Raw genomic sequence first — 15,326 nt, forward strand, 5'->3', positions numbered from 1 at the left:
AGCGGCGTGAGTCGCGAAGCTCCCGCCAAATCAGATGCGATGAAGCTACCCCTCCCCAACCCTCCCCTTCGCTACGCGAAATGGAGGGAGCGTAGTGCCGAGCCATGCTCGGCAGGGGCCTTGCAAGCACGTCTTACAGCCGGCTCTTGGCCGCCGCTATCGCCCCACTGATCGCCGCCCGTGCTTGCGGGCTGTTGCGCCAGCAACTGCTGCCCAACATCGCCGATGCCTGGCTGACGACATCGCCGGGGTCGGCTTCGGCCAGCTGCGCCAGCGAATGAAACCCTAGCTGCTCCAAGCGCGAAACCACGGTGGCGCCCACGCCTTTCACCGCCAACAGCACGGCACGCTCGTCGTCCGGAAACTGCTGCAGGCCAGCCATTGCGATCAGTGACTACGCTCGATGGCGTAACGGGCCAGGCCACGCAGGGCGGCAACCGCCTCGGTCTCCGGCAGCCCATCCAGGGCCTGTTCGGCGGCGTTGGCATATTCCACGGCGCGCGCACGGCTGTACTCCAGTCCGCCGGTGGCGTGGATGGCGGCCAGCACTTCCGGCATTGCGCTGGCATCGCCATCCTGCACGATCTCGCGCAGGCGCTGGCGAACCGCTTCATCCGAATGCGCCATGGCATGGATCAGCGGCAAGGTGGCCTTGCCTTCGGCCAGGTCGTCGCCCAGGTTTTTGCCCAACTCGTCGGCATTGGCCGAATAGTCCAGCACGTCGTCGGCAATCTGGAAGGCGTAACCCAGGTGCATGCCGTAGTCGTAGAGCTTCTGCTGCACGGCTTCGTCGGCACCGGTGGCCAGCGCACCCAGGCGGGTGCCGGCGGCGAACAGCACTGCGGTCTTGCGCTCGATCACGCGCAGGTAGGCGGCTTCGTCGGTGTCCGGGTTATGCACGTGCAGCAGCTGCAGCACCTCGCCTTCGGCGATGCGGTTGGTGGTGTCGGCCAGAATCTGCATCACCGGCATGCGCTCCAGTTCCACCATCAGCTGGAAACTGCGCGAGTACAGGAAGTCACCGACCAGTACGCTGGGGGCATTGCCCCACAGGGCGTTGGCGGTGCTGCGGCCACGGCGCAGGTCAGATTCGTCCACCACGTCGTCGTGCAGCAGGGTGGAGGTGTGGATGAACTCGATGATCGCCGCCAGCTGGTGGTGTTCCGGGCCGGCGCCACCGACCGCATGGCCGGCCAGCATCACCAGCATCGGCCGCAGGCGTTTGCCGCCGGCCGAGACGATGTGGTCGGCGATCTGGTTGATCAGCACCACGTCCGAGGACAGGCGGCGACGGATCAGGGCATCGACGGCGGCCATGTCCGCTGCGGCGAGGGTCTGGATGGCAGGCAGGCCCAGCGCGGGGCGGATATGTTCAGCGATGCTCATAGGAAGACTTCGGGGGGTACCCGGGGATTATAGGCGGTGTGGGCCTGCACGGCCCGTCGGGGCCAAAAACCGAACAGAACCGGGCCTTTGCGCAGTGAATACGTATGCAAGCAACACCGCCGGCAAAGCACCAACGCTAAGCTGATCGGCATACATTTCGCGGCCCCTTTGCAGGGGCAATGCAGCCCGTAGGGGGGCGTTCGATGTCCAAGACTCCATGGTGGCGCGGTGCCGTCATCTACCAGATTTACCCGCGCAGCTACCTGGACACCAATGGCGACGGCGTCGGCGACCTGCCGGGCATCATCGAGCGCCTGGATTACGTGGCCTCGCTGGGCGTGGACGCGATCTGGGTGTCGCCGTTCTTCAAGTCGCCGATGGCCGACTTTGGTTACGACATTGCCGACTACCGCGATGTGGACCCTTTGTTCGGCAACCTGGCCGACTTCGACCGTTTGCTGGCCAAGGCGCATGCGCTGGGCCTGAAGGTGATGATCGACCAGGTGTTCAGCCATACCTCGGTGGAGCATGCCTGGTTCAAGGAAAGCCGCGAGAGCCGCGACAATCCCAAGGCCGACTGGTATGTGTGGGCCGATGCGCGTGACGACGGCAGCCCACCCAACAACTGGCTGTCGATCTTCGGTGGTGTGGCCTGGCAGTGGGAGCCGCGTCGCCGGCAGTACTTCCTGCACAACTTCCTGGCCTCGCAGCCGGACCTGGATTTCCATAACCCGGCCGTGCAGCAGGCAACGCTGGACTATGTGAAGTTCTGGCTGGATCGCGGCGTGGATGGTTTCCGCCTGGATTCGATCAACTTCTGCTTCCACGATGCGCAGCTGCGCGACAACCCGCCCAAGCCGGAAAGCGAGCGCGTGGGGCGTGGTTTCAGCCCGGACAATCCGTACGCCTTCCAGTACCACTATTACAACAACACCCGGCCCGAGAACATTGGCTTCCTCGAACGCCTGCGTGGCTTGCTGAACCAGTACCCGGAGGCCGTGACGCTGGGCGAAATCTCTTCGGAGGATTCGCTGGCCACCACCGCCGAATACACCGCGCCGGGCCGGCTGCACATGGGCTATAGCTTCGAGCTGCTGGTGGACGATTACAGCGCCGCCTATATCCGCGGCACAGTCGAGCGGCTGGAAGCGGCGATGGGCGAGGCCTGGCCGTGCTGGGCAGTGTCCAACCACGACGTGCAGCGTGCGGTGACCCGTTGGGGCGGGCATCCGGCCCAGCCGTCGCTGGCCAAGATGCTGGCCGCGCTGGTGTGCTCACTACGCGGTTCGGTGTGCATCTACCAGGGTGAAGAGCTGGGCTTGGGCGAAGCTGATGTGCCGTTTGAGGCGCTGCAGGACCCGTATGGCATCACCTTCTGGCCGAACTTCAAGGGGCGCGATGGTTGTCGCACGCCGATGCCGTGGACCGATGGGGCGCTGGCGGGATTCACCACCGGCAAGCCATGGCTGCCGATTCCGGCCGAGCATCAGGCGATGTCGGTGCAGGCGCAGGAAGTGGATGGCGATTCGGTGTTGCACGCGTTCCGTGGCTTCATGAGCTGGCGCAAGGCGCATCCGGCGTTGGTGGGCGGTTCCATTCGTTTTCTGGACAGCGCCGAGCCGGTGTTGATGTTTGAGCGTCAGGCGGGGGATGAAACCTTGCTGTTAGCCTTCAACCTGTCCGGTGACGTTGTGCGGCATGGTTTGCCGGCCGGTGAATGGCAGGCGCTGGACGTGCCGGGCCCGGTGGCGGGCGCAGTCGAATCTGGCGAATTGGTTTTGCCTGGGCACGCGGTGTATTGCGCGCGTCGCAGCTGAGTTTTCGAGTCTCTCTTTCTTGTGGGGCGGAGATAGCATCTCCGCCTTTTTTTTGCTTTTGATTTTGATTTTGATCTAAGCCCCTCTCCCGCCCGGGGGGCGAGATGAGGCGCTTGCGAACCACTGGTTCGCGACTCCATAGAGCGCCCTCGCGGCCACGCGAGGGCCGGGGCGCGGAGCGGGGGTTGGGGTGAGGGCGCTCTTCAAGCCAAACCCAAAGCTCCCCCCATCCGCCCGATGGGCACCTTCCCCCGCAAGCGGGAGAAGGGAATGCTCAAAGCCGAAGCCAAAGCCGAAGCCAAAGCCAAAGCCAAAGCCAAAGCCAAAGCCGAAGCCAAAGCCGAAGCCAAAGCCGAAGCCAAAGCCCAAAACTCGATGCCTGGTGCTAGATCAATCTTCGACCGCTGGGCAGTGACCGCAGAGCTTTCAGCACGCCGGTGACAGCCGCACCAGCAGCAAACAACATCGATCTGGCAGCATTCGCAACAGCAGAAAATGGGCCGCTGCCGCATCAGGGGTAAAAAATTTGCCAGCTCAGCGCGAGCCCAGGTTTCGGAAAATTCCGCACGACACCCCACCAAATGGGTGCCTCATCAGTTGGTTCAGAAACGAAAAGGCCCGCTGCATTGGCAGCGGGCCTCGATCAAAACGCACTTGAGACTGAATCAGAACCGGTAGTTCAAGCCCAGCAGGTACGTGCGACCATACTCGTAGTACTGACGGGGCCGATCACTGACGTTGTCAGACAACGCGCGGAAGGGCTCGTTCTCCAGGTTGTTAACCTGCAGCAGGATCGACAGGTTCTCCAATGCGCCAGTCTGGAAGGTGTAACCCAACTGGAGATCGGTAACACTCTCGCCTTCGAAGTAGATCTTGGTGCGGTCACCACCGGCACCTTGTACTTCGCCCAGGAACGCGGAGCGACTACGCTGACTTACGCGAGCCGAGAAACCATAGCGCTCGTAGTATGCAGTGATGTTGGAGACATACTTCGACAGACCAGGCAACGGTTCAGTGGTGCCAGGCCCGTTGGGTTCGATGCGGCTGGTGGTGTCGGAGTAGTTGGCCGTGATGCCAAAACCTTCCAGCGGCGACCACAACAGATCCAGCGGAATCGAAGCCGCCAGCTCATAGCCGTAGATCTTTCCACCTTCGCCGTTCGCGGGCTGGGTGTATTCGCCGATCATGCCGTTGGGCAGATTGCTGAGGTCCAGGCCCGGAGGTAGTGGCAGCTGGCTGAAGTCGTATAGCTGAGTCTGGTTATAGATGTAAGTGCTGAGATTCTTGTAGAAGCCTGCAGCGCTTACATAGGCCTTGTTGCCGAAGTATTTTTCCCACGAGATGTCATAGGCATCAGCCAGCCACGGCTTCAATGTCGGGTTGCCACCGTTGCCCGACAACAGCTGCTTGGTCTGATCAACATTGAACGTCGCGTTGGCACGCAGATCATCCATGCGGGGGCGGGCCATCTGACGCGAAGCGCCAACGCGGATGAACTGTTCCCACGGCAGCTGGAACGACAGGTTCATGCTAGGCAGGTAGTGGGTAAATGTCGCACCCGCCTCGCTTGGCTCGGACAGGGCAATGCCCTCAAACGTCGCTACGCCAACCGAACTCTGCTTCACATGTACCGCTTGGACGCCAATGTTGCCACGTACCGGCACCGGACCAAGGTCGCCGTTGATGTTGACTTGGAAGTAAGCAGTACTGCTTTCCTCCTCCATCTGCCAATTCTTGTTGGAGATGTCCTGGTGGCTTTTGCCCTTCAGATAGAACACTCCGTCGTTGAGCATGGCCAGCGAATTCAGGCGCAGGATCGACGGAATGCCCGCAAACCCAAACGTAGAGTCTCCGATGTACTGGTCCGGGATGGCGCCATACACATTGTCGACGCAACCCTCGGTCACGCACAGCGTGTTCTCTGAAGATTCGCGGCTCTTGTCGCGTTCGCTGTGGTTCACGCCAAAGCTGATGCTGCTGATCAGGCCGCTATCGAACGTGCGTTCGGCATCGAACCGGATCGAGGACAGGGTGTCCTTGACGTCAAAGTCCTTCAGGTAACCGGCCTGGGCGCGCTCACCACCCCAGCCACCAGGATCGGAGAAGCCCAGCAGGGCGGCGTTTCCATAGTCTTTCCCGAGGGCCAGGTCGAACCAGCCTTCCGGGTTATAGGTCGCGTAGACGCTATCGGTGCCGCCGTTCAACAGGTTGGCATAGACCTCGAGCAGACGCTCCTTGCGCTCGGCGCGCGAGTAGCTGACATCGGTACTCAGCTTCCAGTTGTCGCTGAGCTTCAACTCGTTGCGCCACCCCAGCGAGAACAGTTTGTCCTTGGTGCCGTTGTAGTCGTTGCGTACGACGATCGGTCGGACGTTCTGCCAGTCCATCTCCACCGCAGTGCCCTTGTCACTTACGGTGCCGCCTGCCAGCGTTGAACCATTGCCCCAAACCAGACCCATTTCCAGGCCGCGCTTGTACTCATCCTTGTCGAACTTGGAATAGAACATGTCCAAGGTCGAAGAGAAGCTGTCGTTCGGCTTGAACTCCAACACGCCCATCAGGCCATCACGGACGTTGTCGGTGTCGTAGCTGAAGTACTTGGCACCGCCAAGCACGCCGTTGTTGTCACCGGTGAAGCCCCAGGCTTCGTACTGGCGCCCCTGAATCGGGTTGTCCATATGGGCGTACCCCAAGGCCAAACCGACCGTGTTGTCGGCGAACTGGTCGATGTAGGAGAGCGAGTAGCGGCCGCCATACTCTTTGTTGCCGTCCAGGTTGTTCATGTCCGCACGTGCATTGACTGCTACCACGCGCTCATCGTAAGACAGCGGCCGCACGGTCTTCAGATTGACCGTGCCGGATAGGCCCTGACCAATCATGTCGGCGCTGGTCGTCTTGTGTACCACCACCTGGCTCATGAGCTCGGAAGGGTATTGATCGAACTCGACGCCGCGGTTGTTGCCAAGGCTGACCTGTTCACGCCCGTTGAGCAGGGCCGTGGAGAAGTCCCCTGCAAACCCGCGGATGTTGATTTCCTGCGGCCGGCCACCAAAACGCTGTGCTGTCAGGCCGGGCAGGCGAGCGAGCGAGTCGGCGATGCTGGCATCGGGCAGCTTGCCAATGTCCTCGGCGGAGATTGCCTCCACCACGGTGTTCTCGGTCTGCTTGGTGTCGATCGAGGCTTCGATTGCCCTGCGGATGCCGGTGACGGTGATTGAGTCCAGTTCCTGGACCTTGTCGCTGGTGGTGCTGGCGGCGGACTGCGCTGCGGCCATGCCGGGCGCCAGAGCAAAGGCCAACGCGACACTCAGTGCGCTGCGCTTGTAGTTCAACATTTTCCTCTCCCAGTCAATGTTGTTACTGCTTTTAATTTTGAGCCCGAACGGCGTTCAGGCAGGGCGTACCGCATGACGTCAAAGTCTGTCTGCGATTGCCTCGTATGGTAGACAGCCGCCATTGGCTGGGAATCTCCCTGCATACGTATTCAATGGTCTGGCAAGGGGGCGGGACGGTCTGAACAAGCAGAATCGGCCTGCCAGCAAGGGGCAAGGGGGGCAAGTGCCCGGCAGCTGCGCTCAACCATAAGGGAGGGGAAACATGCTGAAACAGCGGGGGCACGCGCTCGCCATCTGCGCGATGGGGGCCGTTCTGGGTGGTGCGGCGCCGGCTTGGGCCAAGGATGCACCGGACTGGCGCGACCAGATCATCTATTTCGTGATGATCGATCGCTTTGACAATGGCAGCACGGCCAATGACGACCAAGGGGTGGGGGAGTTCGATCCGGCGGATCCCCGGCGGTTCAGTGGCGGTGATCTGGCGGGTGTCTCACGCAGGCTCGACTATATTCGTGGGCTTGGAGCCACGGCGCTGTGGATCACGCCACCGGTTGCCAACCAGTGGTGGAGCGAGCGGGCGAATTACGGTGGCTATCATGGCTACTGGGCGCAGGATTTCACGCGTGTCGACCCCCATTTTGGAGATCTGAGCAGCTATCAGAAGCTCGCCGCAGGACTGCATTCGCGGGACATGCTGCTCGTGCAGGATGTTGTGGTCAACCACACCGGGGACTTCTTTTCCTGTGAGGCGGAGGCGGACTGCCGTCGCCATGACAAGAGCTTGCTGCAGCCGGCACTACTGCAGTCCAACGATCCGCAGAATCCTGCCGACCGTGCTCGAGCTGTCTATCACTGGACGCCTGATATCAAGGATTTCGGCGATCGACGCCAAGAGCTCAATTACCAGCTATCCAGTCTTGATGATCTGAATACCGAAAGCCCTGAAGTTCGACGCGCTCTGCGCAAGATGTATGCGGATTGGATCGATCAGGTGGGGGTAGATGCGTTCCGGGTTGATACGGCCTTCTATGCCCCGGAGACATACTTCCGCGATTTTCTGTACAGCGACGACCCAGAGGCGCCAGGTATCAATCGCTTGCACCCGCTCAATGGAGGTGTCGGCTTTCACGTGTTCGGCGAAGGTTTCGGTATCGATCGCGCGTTTGAAGAAACGCAGGCACGCAGGATCGATGCCTATACCCGAGACGGGAGCGGGCCGTTGTTGCCGAGCATGATAAATTTTCCTCTGCACGGCACGCTGCTCGATGTTTTCGCGCGCGGGCGACCGACTGCGGAGCTGGGTTGGCGCATCGAGTCGACCATGCGCGTGAATTCCAATCCTTGGCTCATGCCCAACTTCGTCGACAATCACGACGTCTCGCGCTTTTTGGCCGGAGGCAGCGAGCAGGGGCTGCGACAGGCGTTGCTTGCGATGATGACGCTGCCCGGTATACCCGTGATCTATTACGGCACGGAACAAGGCTTCAGGGGCCAGCGCGATGCAATGTTCGCCACCGGCTATGGTTCGGGCGGCAAGGACCATTTTGATCCTACGCACCCGCTCTACCAGTATTTGAAGCGGGCCAGCGCGCTCCGCCGTGACAATCGCGTGTTGTCGCGAGGCACCCCCAAGGTACTAAGGGCCGAAGCGGGGGCGCCGGGTGCGCTGGCGTGGCGGATGGACGCTGAGGGCCAGACCGCATTGATCGTGTTCAATACCGCCTCGCACCCGGTACTGCTGGATGGACTGGCAACCAACTTGGCTGCGGGCAGTGTGTTACAGCCCCTGTTTGCCATTGATGGCAATGCTCCACCGGTGCAAGTTGGGGAGGACGGACGCATGGATCTGGTGCTGCCCGCCTATGGCGGCATGGTGTGGCGGGCCGATGCATCCCGGCCCAGCATGGCAACGGTCGGGTCAGCTCCGGTGATGGATCCGCTGCCATCCGGTCCGCTGCACGGCGATCTTGAAGTCCAAGGCCGCGCGACGCCGCTGTCGAAGGTTGAAGTAGTCGTGGACGGCGATATTTCCCGCAGTCAGACCGTCCTGGCGGGGAGCGATGGTCGATGGATTGCCCGGTTGCGCAGCGACGCGTGGGTGGATCCGACGGTGGAACATCGCGTAGTGGCTTGGACTGGGCCTGAGATGGCGATTTCCGACCCGCAGCACTTTACGGTGGAGCGGGATTGGCACCGCGCCGGCACGGTGGAAGACCCTGCTGGAGACGACAAGGGGCCCGATGGCATGTATCGGTACCCGAACGACCCAGGCTGGATGGCAGCGCGGCCGGGGGACCTGCGCAAGGTCGAGGGTTTCACCAGCGGAGGCTCACTCAAGCTTCAAGTGGAGCTGGCTTCCCTCGGCTCAATGTGGAACGCCCCAAATGGTTTCGATCATGTGGCGCTGACCATCTAAATCGGGTTGCCGGGAAAATCAGGTTTGCACCAGATGCCACTGCAGAACGCCCAACTGCCTGATGGATTGCACTGGAACTATCGTCTGCGTCTAGGTGGCTGGTCGAATGCGCTGACAGCCGCGGTGCAAGCTGATGCCGACAATGAGGGGGCCGCAGCGACCCCCGGGGCCCAGCTGTCGGTAGACCCGGCCAACAAACGCCTTACGGTCACACTTCCTGCGGATGCGTTGGGCAACCCACCTGACCTGAAAGGGGCAACAGTGTTCGTGACAACGTGGGATTACGACGGTGGCTACCGGGGTCTGGTGCCAGAGGGTGGCTCTATGCAGTTTGGCGGTGGCGACGGGAGACGTGATCCATTGTGGCTGGATGCGGCGACACTGCGGTTACGTTGAGTTGTGAGGAAAAGAAAACGGCGGCATCCTTGGTCATGGGATGCCGCCGCTTTGGTAGGCGTTTGTCCGATGACGATCGGGGAGCCACGGTGGCAGGGTGTAGGAAGCAAGGCCCGGAGCTGAGCGCTCCGAGCCTCGGTTTTCGGGTTGCAAGGCCCTTACTCCACCGGCACAAACCGGATCGCAGCGCCGCCACCGGTACCCAGCTGCAATTTGATCCGGTCGGCACTGCCGACCTCGCGCGTCTCGCGGACGAAGGCGAACGGTGCGGTTTCCCAGTTGGCGCCTTCGCCATCGCGGTAGATCTCGGCGCGGTAACGCTTGCCCGCGTCGAGGAAGCTCAGCGGCACGTCCAGCGCCTGCGGTGTCTCGCTGCCGACGCTGCCGACGAACCATTCCTGGCTGCCACGGGCCTTGCGGGCGAAGGTCACGTATTGGCCGACTTCGCCGTTCAGTACGTGGCTTTCTTCCCAATCCACCGCCACGTCCTTGATGAACTGGAAGGCGTCCGGATGCTGCGCGTAGTGCTCGGGCAGGTCGGCCACCATCTGCACCGGGCTGTACAGCACCACGTACAAGGCAAGCTGCTTGGCCAGGGTGCTGCGCAGGGCCAGACCGTTGCGGCCCTTCAGGCTGACGATGCCGGGGGTGTAATCCATCGGCCCGCCCAGCATGCGGGTGAACACCAGCGTGGCTTCATGGCCCGGCGGGTTGGGCGGGTTGCCCCAGGCGTTGAACTCCATGCCGCGCGCACCCTCGCGCGATACCCAGTTGGGGTAGGTGCGGCGCAGGCCGGTGTCCTTGATCGGCTCGTGCGAGTTGATCGCGATGTGCTTGGCGGCCGCCTGCTGCAGCACGCGCAGGTTGTGGTTACTCATCCACTGGCCTTCATGCCATTCGCGGGTGATCGGGCCATCGGCCTGATCCTGGCGGTGGATGTCGCCGGCGTCACACACATAGCCGGTCTTGATCACGTCCACGCCGTTGCGTGCATACAGATCCAGCGCTGCCGGCAACTCGCGCTCGTAGTGGCTGACCGCGCATGCGGTTTCATGGTGGCCGATCAGGTGCACGCCCTTGCCGGCGGCATAGCTGGCAAGGCCGGGCAGATCGAAATCCGGCGTGGCGCGGGTGAAGTCGAACGCCTCGCCGTTGGCGAACCAGTCACCGTCCCAGCCAACGTTCCAGCCTTCCACCAGTACGCCGCGGAAGCCGTTTTCGGCGGCAAAGTCGATGTAGCGGCGGGTATTGGCGGTGGTGGCGCCATGCTTGGGGCCGGTGGCCCAGGTTTCGGTTTCCAGGTGCAGCGACCACCACACGCCGGCATATTTGGCCGGCTTGAACCAGCTCACGTCGCCAATCGCGTTGGGTTCGTTGAGGTTGAGGATCAGGCTGGATTCGGCCAGGTCGCCGGCCTTCTCGCCGATGGTGATGGTGCGCCACGGGGTGTTGAAGGGCAGGGCGCGCACCACCGGCGCGCCGCTGCTGGACGGGGTCAGCGTGGCGTGCAGGATGTCGCCATCACCGCGGGCCAGGTTCATGCCGGCATAGTCGACCAGCGCGGCTTCATGGATGGAGATATGCAGGCCGTTGTCGCTGCGCAGGGTCAGCGGAGTCTGGGCAGTGCCGACTTCCTTCAGCGGGGTCTGGTGGTACAGGTATTCCTCGCGGTTCCACTCGAAGGCGGGGATCCACCACGCGGTCGCCGGCCGGGCCAGCGCGAACTCGGTCAGTTCGGCATGGATCTGCGCCTGCTTCATGCCGGCCTGCTGCGGGAATTCGTAGCGGAAGCCAATGCCATCGTCGTAGACGCGGAACACCACATCAAAACGGCGCTCGTAGTTGCGGCCGGCGCCCGGCTTCTCGGTGAAGCTGGCGCGCAGCTCGTTGTAGTGGTTACGGGTGAGGCGACGCTCGCCCCAGGGTTGTTCCCAGGTTTCATCGAAGCTGCGCTGCGACTGGCCGGTCAGCGCGACGTTGCGCTCCAGGCGGCCATCGCCCAGCAACATGCCCAGCCGCGACGGCGCAATCACCGCCTCGCCGTTGCGTTCCACCCGGTATGAGGGGCGGCCTTCGTGCTGCGATTCGACGATCACCACCAGGTGCTTGTCGGGCGAAGTGACGCGCGCCAGGTCGGCGGCGTGGGCCGGCAGGCAGCTGATCAGCAGCAGCGCGAAGGCGGCTTTCAGCGACAGGCGGGCAGGGGTGGGGCGTGTATCGGCCATGCGGGTCTCAACTCCGGGTTCTGGTCGGCGCACCGGCCCTGCAGGGCGGCACGTGGCGCCACTATTCCCCGGCGCAGGCCGCCGTGGGCGCAATGCCGCATTGAATACGTATGCAACGGCGGTGCAGATCACAGGTGCGCCCTCTACCATGGCCGCAGCGCATCCGCGCCCAACCATCGCATCCGTGATTCCCGGAGGGGGGAAGCGCTTGATGAATAGCAAACCGCAGCTGTCGTTCTGGCAGATCTGGAACATGTGTTTCGGCTTCCTGGGTATCCAGTTCGGCTTCGCCCTGCAGAACGCCAATGCCAGCCGCATCTTTGAAACGCTGGGCGCGCCGATGGATGCGGTGCCGGGGCTGTGGATCGCCGCACCCCTGACCGGCCTGCTGGTGCAGCCAGTGATCGGCTACCTGTCCGACCGCACCTGGACGCGCTGGGGCCGACGCCGGCCTTACTTCATGATCGGCGCGGTGCTGACCACGCTGGCCCTGCTGGTCATGCCGAACTCGCCGACGCTGTGGATTGCGGCCGGCACGCTCTGGGTGCTGGACGCCTCGATCAATATCTCGATGGAGCCGTTCCGCGCTTTCGTCGGTGATCAGCTTTCGCCCAGGCAACGCCCGGCCGGTTTCTCGATGCAGAGCTTTTTCATCGGCGTAGGCGCGGTGGTGGCCAGCTTCCTGCCCTTCATCCTGGCCCACTTTGGCGTGGCCAATACCGCCGGTCCCGGTGAAGTGCCCGATACCGTGCGTTATGCCTTCTATTTCGGCGCCGCAGTGTTGCTGCTGGCGATGAGCTGGACGGTGTTCAGCACGCGCGAGTACTCGCCGGCCGAGCTGGCCAGCTTCGATGATGCAGAGCCGTCGCCGGTGCATGCTGCGCAGCGCGTTGGCGGCCTGCCGCAGTGGTCCCAGATCGGTCTATGGCTGGGCCTTGGCGTGGTGCTGGCGGCCCTGATCGCGTGGCGGCAAGGTGATCGCATGCTCTACGTGCTGGCCGGGCTGTGTGCCAGCTATGGCCTGTTGTTGGCAGTGGCGCGGGTGCTGCCCGGCACGCATATGCTGGCCACCATCGTCGACGACCTGCGCAGCATGCCGGGCACGATGCGGCGGCTGGCCTGGGTGCAGTTCTTTTCCTGGTTCGCGCTGTTTGCGATGTGGATCTACACCACCGCAGCGGTAGCCGGCACCCATTTCGGTTCTACCGATACGCAGACCGCCGCCTACAACGAAGGCGCAAACTGGGTCGGCGTGCTGTTTGGTGCCTACAACGGCTTCGCCGCCGTGGCCGCGCTGATCATCCCATTGATGGTGCGCGCCATCGGCCTGCGCTGGAGCCACCTGGTCAACCTGTGGCTGGGCGGGCTGGGGCTGATCTCGTTGATGCTGATCAAGGATCCACATTGGCTGCTGCTGTCGATGGTGGGCGTGGGGTTTGCCTGGGCATCGATCCTGTCCTTGCCGTATGCCCTGCTGTCGGACAGCGTGCCGGCGGCCAAGATGGGCGTGTACATGGGCATCTTCAATTTCTTCATCGTGATACCGCAGTTGGTCGCGGCCAGCGCGCTGGGCTTCGCCCTGCGCAACTGGCTGGGCGGTGACCCCATCCACGTGCTGGTGCTGGGTGGTTGCAGCCTGTTCGTGGCCGGGCTGTGTGTATTGCGGGTTCCGTCGCAACAGGAGGTGGTGTGATGCGTAGTCGTTTGGCAGCAGCGGTGGGTCTGGCCTTGGTGGCGGGTTCGGCTTTGGCCGGCAACCGGCCGGAGTACATCGGTACCACCGAGCCGTTTGCCAGTGACGCGGTGTACTTCGTGGTCACCGACCGTTTCGTCAATGGCGACACCAGCAACGATCATCGCGATCAGGGTGGAGAGCACCCAACCTTCGATATCCCGGTGCCATGCCCGGACAAGGTCGACGGCAACATCGGCTACCTCGGCGGCGATTTCAAGGGCGTGCTGGACAATGCCGACTACATCCGCAACCTCGGCTTTGGCGCGGTGTGGATCACGCCCATCATCGACAATCCCGACCAGGCCTTCACCGGCAGCAAGCCGATCAGCTGCACCAGCACGCTGACCGACCGCGGCAAGACCGGCTACCACGGTTACTGGGGCATCAACTTCTACAAGCTGGACGAGCACCTGCCCAGCGCCGATCTGGATTTCGCCGGGCTGACCAAGGGCCTGCACGACGCCAAGCTGAAGGTGGTGCTGGATATCGTTGGCAACCACGGCTCACCGGCCTGGACCATGCCCAAGCGCCAGCCGCAGTTCGGGCAGATCTTCGACAAGGACGGCAAGCTGATCGCCGACCACCAGAATCTGGCGCCGGACAAGCTCGACCCGAAGCACAACCCGCTGCACGCTTTCTACAACAACATCGGCCCGGTCGATGGCAGCAAGGGTTCGATCTTTGACGGCAACCTGGCCGAACTGTCGGATTTCAACGAGCACAACCCGGCGGTGATGGACTATCTGGTTGGCGCCTACCTGCAGTGGACGGCGCAAGGCGTGGACGCCCTGCGCATCGATACCATCGGTTGGCTGCCGCACCCGTGGTGGCATGAATTCGTGCAGCGCATCCGTGCCGAGCACCCGGGCATGTTCATGTTCGGCGAGGCCTTCGACTACGACGCGGCCAAGATTGCCGAGCACACCTGGCCGTCGAACGCGAATGTCAGCGTGCTTGATTTCCCGCTGCGCGGCGCCTTGTCATCGGTGTTCGGCAAGGAGCAGAAGGGCTTTGAAGCCCTGGCCGAACCGCTGCATCTGAGTGGTGGCCCGTATGCGAATCCATACGCACTGATGAGCTTCTACGACAACCACGACATGGCGCGGCTGGACGCCAGCGACGTCGGCTTCATCGATGCGCACAACTGGTTGTTCACCGCACGCGGTATTCCGGTGCTTTATTACGGCTCGGAAACCGGCTTCATGCGCGGCCGCGCCGAGCATGCCGGCAACCGTGCCTATTTCGGTCAGCAGCGTGTGGATGCTGCAGGGCAGAGCCCGATCTTCGGGCCCTTGCAGCGCATCGCCAAGCTGCGCGAGGCAACGCCCGCATTGCAGCGCGGCCTGCAGGTCAACGAGCGCTTGCAGGGCGACGAGGCGGTGTTCTACCGCGTGCTGCAGCAGGGCGATACCGCGCAGACGGTATTGGTGCTGTTGAACAAGGGCGATGTGGCGCACACATTCGAGGTGAGTCGTTACCTGCAGGCCGGGCATTGGCGTGATGCATTGGATGGCGGCAGCGTAAAGGTGAAGCACACGCTGCAGGCCGAGGTGCCGGCGCATGGCGTCAAGGTGTTCGTGCTCGATGCGCAGGTGAATCAGAGCGAGCTGCAGGCGCAGCTGGATGCGGCGATGGCGGATCAGCGCTCCAGGGACACAAGACTGGCGCAGTAAGCTGCTTGAGCCCCTCTCCCGCGTGCGGGAGAGGGGTTGGGATGAGGGCAGCTTCAGCTTCGCGCCCAAAGCCACCCCTCGCCAACCCTCCCCTTTGCTACGCAAAAGGGAGGGGGCTCATCGCGACGAGCGGCAGGCCTTGCTTGTCTTCCTTCGCGGCGAGCGACAGGCGTTGCTGGTCTCCCTCCCTTTGCCGCAGGCAAGGGGAGGGTCGGGGAGGGGTAGCTTTGGCATTGCCCCTCGACTCGGCCCCAGCCTTTGCGAATCCCGAATCCCGAATCCCCAATTCCCAATCCCCAATCCCCAATCCCCAATCCCCAATCCCCAATCCCCAATCCCCAAT

8 protein-coding genes and 1 pseudogene are annotated in these 15,326 nt (G+C 62.8%); 5 read left to right on the plus strand and 4 right to left on the minus strand.

What is annotated here, in order from left to right; genetic code table 11:
- Positions 1 to 133: 133 nt before the first annotated feature.
- Both RT460_RS01635 and RT460_RS01640 read right to left on the minus strand, forming a co-directional pair.
- Complete coding sequence (locus RT460_RS01635) at positions 134 to 382, minus strand: helix-hairpin-helix domain-containing protein (protein ID WP_313316764.1); 249 nt, start codon at positions 380 to 382, stop codon at positions 134 to 136.
- 5 nt (positions 383 to 387) lie between these two features.
- Entirely contained in the window at positions 388 to 1,386 is a 999-nt protein-coding gene (locus RT460_RS01640; RefSeq protein WP_313316765.1) for a polyprenyl synthetase family protein, read from the minus strand.
- Positions 1,387 to 1,589: 203 nt separating this feature from the next.
- Between RT460_RS01640 and RT460_RS01645 the strand changes: the two genes are divergently transcribed.
- Positions 1,590 to 3,203: an alpha glucosidase gene (locus RT460_RS01645; RefSeq protein ID WP_313316766.1), complete on the plus strand. Its 1,614-nt coding sequence runs from the start codon at positions 1,590 to 1,592 to the stop codon at positions 3,201 to 3,203.
- Positions 3,204 to 3,473: 270 nt separating this feature from the next.
- On the plus strand, positions 3,474 to 3,644 hold the full coding sequence (locus RT460_RS01650; RefSeq protein ID WP_313316767.1) for a hypothetical protein: 171 nt from the start codon (positions 3,474 to 3,476) through the stop codon (positions 3,642 to 3,644).
- Positions 3,645 to 3,868: 224 nt separating this feature from the next.
- Here the strand turns inward: RT460_RS01650 and RT460_RS01655 are convergent, their stop codons facing one another.
- Positions 3,869 to 6,538, minus strand: a complete 2,670-nt coding sequence (locus tag RT460_RS01655) for a TonB-dependent receptor (RefSeq protein WP_313316768.1) — start codon at positions 6,536 to 6,538, stop codon at positions 3,869 to 3,871.
- 382 nt (positions 6,539 to 6,920) lie between these two features.
- Between RT460_RS01655 and RT460_RS01660 the strand changes: the two are divergent.
- A pseudogene (locus RT460_RS01660) lies at positions 6,921 to 9,350 on the plus strand (alpha-amylase family glycosyl hydrolase).
- Positions 9,351 to 9,508: 158 nt separating this feature from the next.
- Here the strand turns inward: RT460_RS01660 and RT460_RS01665 are convergent.
- Positions 9,509 to 11,575 carry a glycoside hydrolase family 97 protein gene (locus RT460_RS01665; RefSeq protein WP_313316769.1) on the minus strand — a complete coding sequence of 689 codons (2,067 nt, stop codon included), beginning with the start codon at positions 11,573 to 11,575 and terminating at the stop codon, positions 9,509 to 9,511.
- 211 nt (positions 11,576 to 11,786) lie between these two features.
- Between RT460_RS01665 and RT460_RS01670 the strand changes: the two genes are divergently transcribed.
- Positions 11,787 to 13,268 (plus strand): MFS transporter, encoded by a 1,482-nt coding sequence (locus tag RT460_RS01670; protein ID WP_313316770.1) that lies wholly within the window; start codon positions 11,787 to 11,789, stop codon positions 13,266 to 13,268.
- The gene (locus tag RT460_RS01675; protein WP_313316771.1) at positions 13,268 to 14,983 is read left to right on the plus strand and encodes an alpha-amylase family glycosyl hydrolase; all 1,716 of its coding nucleotides are present in this window, start codon (positions 13,268 to 13,270) and stop codon (positions 14,981 to 14,983) included. Before RT460_RS01670 ends, RT460_RS01675 begins: the two co-directional genes overlap by 1 nt.
- The last annotated feature ends 343 nt before the right edge of the window (positions 14,984 to 15,326 follow it).

It is taken from the genome of Stenotrophomonas sp., from assembly GCF_032061965.1.
GTDB lineage: Bacteria > Pseudomonadota > Gammaproteobacteria > Xanthomonadales > Xanthomonadaceae > Stenotrophomonas.

What these genes read in the sequence shown, in the direction of transcription:
- RT460_RS01635 (WP_313316764.1), bottom strand. Translation starts at nt 382, where the DNA reads ATGGCTGGCCTGCAGCAGTTTCCGGACGACGAGCGTGCCGTGCTGTTG.
- RT460_RS01640 (WP_313316765.1), bottom strand. Translation starts at nt 1,386, where the DNA reads ATGAGCATCGCTGAACATATCCGCCCCGCGCTGGGCCTGCCTGCCATC.
- RT460_RS01645 (WP_313316766.1), top strand. Translation starts at nt 1,590, where the DNA reads ATGTCCAAGACTCCATGGTGGCGCGGTGCCGTCATCTACCAGATTTAC.
- RT460_RS01650 (WP_313316767.1), top strand. Translation starts at nt 3,474, where the DNA reads ATGCTCAAAGCCGAAGCCAAAGCCGAAGCCAAAGCCAAAGCCAAAGCC.
- RT460_RS01655 (WP_313316768.1), bottom strand. Translation starts at nt 6,538, where the DNA reads ATGTTGAACTACAAGCGCAGCGCACTGAGTGTCGCGTTGGCCTTTGCT.
- RT460_RS01665 (WP_313316769.1), bottom strand. Translation starts at nt 11,575, where the DNA reads ATGGCCGATACACGCCCCACCCCTGCCCGCCTGTCGCTGAAAGCCGCC.
- RT460_RS01670 (WP_313316770.1), top strand. Translation starts at nt 11,787, where the DNA reads ATGAATAGCAAACCGCAGCTGTCGTTCTGGCAGATCTGGAACATGTGT.
- RT460_RS01675 (WP_313316771.1), top strand. Translation starts at nt 13,268, where the DNA reads ATGCGTAGTCGTTTGGCAGCAGCGGTGGGTCTGGCCTTGGTGGCGGGT.